This window comes from Pseudomonas sp. A-1 (genome assembly GCF_004801855.1).
Lineage (GTDB): Bacteria > Pseudomonadota > Gammaproteobacteria > Pseudomonadales > Pseudomonadaceae > Geopseudomonas.
Window position 1 is genome coordinate 1 of sequence record NZ_SSTC01000163.1, and the last position, 4552, is coordinate 4552.

Sequence of the window (4552 nt, forward strand, 5' to 3'; positions counted from 1 at the left end):
CGGCTCGGCGGGCGCTGCCGGGGACTTCTCCGGCGCTTCGGCAGGCGCAGGCTCGACGGGTGGCGGGGCAGTCACGGGCGGCGCCGGCAGCGGCGCCGCGCTTTCCTCCCGCACCGCCTCGCGAGGCGCCTCCGGCGCTGCCGGCTTGTCGCCATCGCAGGCCGCCAGCCCCGCCAGCAGCACACAGAAGAACACGCGCACGACGCTCATCGCAGGCCTCATGGGAAGATATGCCGGCACCGCGAACGCCGGCTCGGGCTGAACGCCATTCTCGCCAGTTCCGACCACGCGCACTACTCGCGCGGCGGAGCCAGGCGCCCCTGCTCGTCGGAAAACACGATCTCCACCCGACGGTTCTGCGCCCGACCGCGGGACGAGGCATTGGCCGCCACCGGGAAGGCGCCGCCATAGCCCTGCACCTGGATGCGTTCGGCAGCGATGCCGAGGTCGACCAGCACGTCCGCCACCGCCTGCGCGCGCGCGCGGGACAGGGCCAGATTCTCGGCGGGCTGACCGCGGCTGTCGGTATAGCCCTCGATGCGCACCGTGCGCTGCGGGTTGAGCTGGAGGAACTGGAACAGCTTGAGCACCGTACGGTTGGCCGACGCCTTCAGCTCGGCGCGACCGGCATCGAACAGCACGTCGCCGAGCGACATCACCAGACCGCGCTCGGTCTCGGTGGTCGCCAGGCTGAGCATCTGCTCCTCCAGCCAGCGGCTCTGCTGCTGCACGCCGAGCAGGCGCGCCTCGCGCAGGGCCAGCTGCAGGCGCTCGCGCTCCAGCTGCAGGCGGGCCAGCTGCTCCTGCTCGGCGGCGAGGGCGCCGTGCTCGCGAGCGATGGCGCTGTAGCGCTCGCTCAGGTAAGCGTAGTGGGCGACGTCCTCCGTACTGCCCCAGTAGTCGGCCAGGCGCGTGGCGCGCTCCAGCGAGTCGCCGGCGCGCATCACGTCCTTGGGTGCGCTGGCCACCACGACCGAGTCGGTGGCCACCTGCCGGTAGCTGCTGCGCGCCTGCTCAAGCGCCTGCGGCGGGAGCTGGGCGGTGCCGCAACCAGCCAGCAGGGCCAGCGCGGCGCAGCCCAGCGAGATCCGGAAGCCGCGCATCATGGCTGCTCCCCCAGCTGGGTACGCAGGCGGCGCAGCTCGTTGCGCAGCTCGGCGACCTGGGCGCGACTCTTGGCCGTCAGGGTCTGCGCCTCGGCGAGGCGGGCATCCAGCTCGGCGCGCTCGGCGAGCATGCGCGCCTGCCGGAACTCCTGTCGTTCGACCGCCTGGCGCGCAGCTGCCAGGCCCTCCTCGGCCTGGCGCAATTCCGCCTGCTCGGCGCCGGTACCGACCGCGCGGGCCTGCGCCAGCGCCTGCTCGGTAACCTGCAGCTGCGCCTCGGGCACCGGATCGCTGGCGCAGCCGGCCAGCAGCGAGAGTGCCAGCGCGGCACACATGCGTGAAATCATCGATAGAACGTCCTGCATCAGGGGGTAGCCGGCCGGCGCGCCTGGTTCTTCCAGCGCTCCATATTGCGCTGCAACAGGGCCTGCGGCAGGCCGGCACTGCGAAATTCGGTCATTTTCCTGGCCAGCTGCCCACGCAGCCAGGGATCGTTGCACGCCGAGTTGTGCGATATCGCCAGGTACAGCGGCTCGCTGGCCAGCACCGGCTCCAGAGGCAGCAGCTCGCCGCCCAGCCCCTCGCGCTCGACCAGCGCACGCCCGGCCTGCCCTTCGAGCAGCAGGTAGTCGACCCGGCCCTGCTGCAGCTGCTGCAGGGCTTCGACCGCCTTGCCGGTGCGCCGGGCCTTGAACTGCTCGTCCGCCTGGCGCGCCAGCGCGACGGGGAAGTTGCCGGCATCCACCGCCAGGCCGCGATGGCTGGCCAGATCGGCGTAGCGCGTGAACAGCGGCGCCCTGTCGCGCTGGGTCCAGACCTGCACCGGCACGTCCAGATAGGCCGGATGGACGAAGTCGAACTGCTCGAGGCGCTCCGGAGTCAGGTAGCTGCCCACCAGCAGATCGACACGCCCGTTCAGGGCATCCGCCTCGGCTGCGGCGGCCTTGCCGCCGTACAGCAGCTCGACGGTCACGCCCAGTTCGCTGCCCAGCGCCTTGAGCAGGTCGGCGCCGGCGCCGATCAGTTGCTGCGGGTTCTGCGGATCGCGCCACAGGTAGGGCGCCTGGTCGGGGTTGCCGGTGGCGATCAGCCGCTCGCACTTGCCGGCGGCCTGGACCTGGCTCGAACCGGCCAGGACCAGCAGCGCCAGGGCAAGGCGCGACAGGGTGGAACGGATGGGCATGGAAAACCTCGCAAGTCTGTACCGGCGCCCAGTGTAGGGCAGAGCCGGCCGCGACCGACAGACGGAAAGCCGGGCGATACAAAAAACCCGCTCCGGGGAGCGGGTTCTTTCGGGCGGTCAGGCGCTTACAGGGCCTTTTCCAGCTCGGGGACGATCTCGAACAGGTCGCCCACCAGGCCGTAGTCGGCGACCTGGAAGATCGGCGCCTCCTCGTCCTTGTTGATCGCCACGATCACCTTGGAATCCTTCATGCCGGCCAGGTGCTGGATGGCGCCGCTGATGCCGACAGCGATGTACAGCTGCGGCGCGACGATCTTGCCGGTCTGGCCGACCTGCAGGTCGTTGGGCACGAAGCCGGCGTCGACGGCGGCGCGCGAGGCACCGACGGCGGCGCCGAGCTTGTCGGCCAGCTTGTAGAGCAGTTGGAAGTTGTCGCCGTTCTGCATGCCGCGGCCGCCGGAGATCACCACCTTGGCGGCGGTCAGCTCGGGACGCTCGGACTTGGCCAGCTCCTCGCCGACGAAGGCGGAAATGCCGGCATCGCTGCCGCCAGCCAGCGCCTCGATGGCGGCATTGCCGCCCTCGGCCGCCACGGCGTCGAAGCCGGTGCCGCGCACGGTGATGACCTTGACCGGCGCGCTCGACTGCACGGTGGCGATGGCGTTGCCGGCGTAGATCGGGCGCTTGAAGGTGTCGGCGCTCTCGACCTTGATGATCTCGGATATCTGATCGACGTCCAGCAGCGCGGCGACGCGCGGCAGCACGTTCTTGCCGGTGGTGGTAGCGGCGGCCAGCACGTGGCTGTAACCCTTGCCCAGCTCGGCGATCAGCGGCGCGACGTTCTCCGGCAGCTGGTGGGCGAAGGCGGCGCTGTCGGCGACCAGCACCTTGGCGACGCCGGCGACCTTGGCGGCAGCCTCGGCGACCGCGGCGCAACCCTGGCCGGCGACCAGCACGTGGACGTCGCCACCGATCTGGGCGGCGGCGGCCACGGTATTCAGGGTGGCCGGGGCCAGGGCGGCGTTGTTGTGTTCGGCAATGACGAGAATGGCCATCAGATCACCTTCGCTTCGTTCTTCAGTTTCTCGACCAGTTCGGCCACCGACTTGACCTTGATGCCGGCGCTGCGCGCGGCCGGCGCCTCGACCTTGAGGATCTTCACGGTCGAGGCGGTGGACACGCCGAGGGCGTCCGGAGTGACGGTCTCCAGCGGCTTCTTCTTGGCCTTCATGATGTTCGGCAGGGAAGCGTAGCGCGGCTCGTTGAGACGCAGGTCGGTGGTGACGATGGCCGGCAGCTTGAGGGCGACGGTCTGCAGGCCGCCGTCGATCTCGCGGGTGACGTTGACTTGGTCGCCATTCACTTCCACCTTGGAGGCGAAGGTGCCCTGGGCGAAGCCGGTCAGCGCGGCGAGCATCTGGCCGGTCTGGTTGTTGTCGCTGTCGATGGCCTGCTTGCCGAGGATGACCAGTTGCGGCTGCTCCTTGTCGACCACGGCCTTGAGCAGCTTGGCCACGGCCAGGGAGTTCAGCTCGTCGGCGGACTCGACCAGGATGGCGCGGTCCACGCCGAGGGCCAGGGCGGTACGCAGCTGTTCCTGGGCGGCGGCCGGCCCCACGGAGACGGCGACGATTTCGCTGGCGACACCCTTTTCCTTCAGGCGCACCGCCTCTTCCACGGCGATCTCGCAGAACGGGTTCATCGACATCTTGACGTTGGCGAGGTCGACGCCGGAGTTGTCCGCCTTGACGCGGACCTTGACGTTGTAATCGACCACTCGCTTGACAGCTACCAGAATCTTCATGGATTCCTCGTGTTCTCCGGTGAGTTGATATGGCGACGTCTGGGCTGCCGCCAGGCCGGGCTGCCCGCCGGATCGAACCGACTCTCAGCTGTACCGCGACCGACATAAACGCCGTATCTTGACGATATCACCCAGACCGGTCAATACGACAAAACTTCCACAGCACCGGCGCAGCCCTTTAAAATGGGCCCTTTCAGCCCACATGCAACAAAAGCTTGTACCGGCATTGCCGTCCGGCGTAAATATATTGCGCTGCACAAAAACCGCCTTGCGGATTCCAACAAGCAGATTGCCAGCCTTGAGTTAGGAGATAGAGAGAGTGGAACGCGAATACATGGAATTCGACGTTGTCATCGTCGGAGCGGGCCCTGCCGGCCTGTCCGCCGCCTGCCGCCTGAAGCAGAAGGCCGCCGAAGCCGGCCAGGAGCTCAGCGTCTGCGTGGTGGAGAAAGGCTCCGA

6 protein-coding genes and 1 pseudogene are annotated in these 4552 nt (G+C 68.7%); 1 reads left to right on the forward strand and 6 read right to left on the reverse strand.

Going from position 1 to position 4552, the window contains the following annotated elements:
- From E5198_RS21670 to E5198_RS20555, 6 genes and pseudogenes are all read right to left on the reverse strand, one after another.
- Nucleotides 1-210: pseudogene (locus E5198_RS21670) on the reverse strand (hypothetical protein); the annotation flags it as partial.
- 83 nt (nucleotides 211-293) lie between these two features.
- On the reverse strand, nucleotides 294-1106 hold the full coding sequence (locus E5198_RS20535) for an OmpA family protein (protein WP_136491767.1): 813 nt from the start codon (nucleotides 1104-1106) through the stop codon (nucleotides 294-296).
- Nucleotides 1103-1453, reverse strand: coding sequence for a DUF4398 domain-containing protein (locus tag E5198_RS20540; protein WP_136491768.1), 351 nt, complete (start codon nucleotides 1451-1453; stop codon nucleotides 1103-1105). Before E5198_RS20540 ends, E5198_RS20535 begins: the two co-directional genes overlap by 4 nt.
- 17 nt (nucleotides 1454-1470) lie before the next feature.
- Nucleotides 1471-2289 (reverse strand): ABC transporter substrate-binding protein, encoded by an 819-nt coding sequence (locus E5198_RS20545; protein WP_136491769.1) that lies wholly within the window; start codon nucleotides 2287-2289, stop codon nucleotides 1471-1473.
- Nucleotides 2290-2414: 125 nt separating this feature from the next.
- Complete coding sequence (locus E5198_RS20550) at nucleotides 2415-3344, reverse strand: electron transfer flavoprotein subunit alpha/FixB family protein (RefSeq protein ID WP_136491770.1); 930 nt, start codon at nucleotides 3342-3344, stop codon at nucleotides 2415-2417.
- Nucleotides 3344-4093, reverse strand: coding sequence for an electron transfer flavoprotein subunit beta/FixA family protein (locus tag E5198_RS20555; RefSeq protein ID WP_136491771.1), 750 nt, complete (start codon nucleotides 4091-4093; stop codon nucleotides 3344-3346). Before E5198_RS20555 ends, E5198_RS20550 begins: the two co-directional genes overlap by 1 nt.
- Before the next feature lie 319 nt (nucleotides 4094-4412).
- Here E5198_RS20555 and E5198_RS20560 point away from each other — a divergent pair.
- Nucleotides 4413-4552: FAD-dependent oxidoreductase (locus E5198_RS20560; RefSeq protein WP_136491772.1), on the forward strand; the 140-nt coding region annotated here is incomplete at its 3' end.

Bases quoted from the DNA above. Each gene is read 5' to 3' on its own strand.
- E5198_RS20545 (WP_136491769.1), bottom strand. From the start codon at position 2,289: ATGCCCATCCGTTCCACCCTGTCGCGCCTTGCCCTGGCGCTGCTGGTC.
- E5198_RS20555 (WP_136491771.1), bottom strand. From the start codon at position 4,093: ATGAAGATTCTGGTAGCTGTCAAGCGAGTGGTCGATTACAACGTCAAG.
- E5198_RS20540 (WP_136491768.1), bottom strand. From the start codon at position 1,453: ATGATTTCACGCATGTGTGCCGCGCTGGCACTCTCGCTGCTGGCCGGC.
- E5198_RS20550 (WP_136491770.1), bottom strand. From the start codon at position 3,344: ATGGCCATTCTCGTCATTGCCGAACACAACAACGCCGCCCTGGCCCCG.
- E5198_RS20535 (WP_136491767.1), bottom strand. From the start codon at position 1,106: ATGATGCGCGGCTTCCGGATCTCGCTGGGCTGCGCCGCGCTGGCCCTG.